This window comes from Streptomyces aculeolatus (assembly GCF_020400605.1).
Classification (GTDB): Bacteria; Actinomycetota; Actinomycetes; order Streptomycetales; family Streptomycetaceae; genus Streptomyces; species Streptomyces aculeolatus.
Genome location: NZ_JAINRD010000130.1, coordinates 1 through 271, shown reverse-complemented (window position 1 = coordinate 271; position 271 = coordinate 1). Strand labels below are relative to the sequence as shown.

The 271-nt window shown below is 69.4% G+C and carries 1 protein-coding gene; it reads left to right on the top strand.

The features are described from left to right. A partial coding sequence (locus LG396_RS39025) for an acyltransferase domain-containing protein (protein ID WP_225798347.1) occupies positions 1 to 271 on the top strand: 271 nt, incomplete at both ends.

Here is a 271-nt window from a genome sequence, read left to right as displayed (position 1 = left end):
GCGGGTGGATGTGGTGCAGCCGGTGTTGTTTGCGGTGATGGTGGGTCTGGCCCGGTTGTGGGAGTCGGTGGGTGTGGTGCCGGATGCGGTGGTGGGCCACTCCCAGGGGGAGATAGCGGCTGCGCATATCGCGGGTGGGTTGTCGTTGGAGGATGCGGCGCGTGTGGTGGCGCTGCGGTCGAAGGCCCTTGTCGCGTTGTCGGGCGGGGGTGCGATGGCGCAGGTGGCGTTGGGTGAGGAGGACGCGGTACGTCTGGTCGGGCGCTGGGAG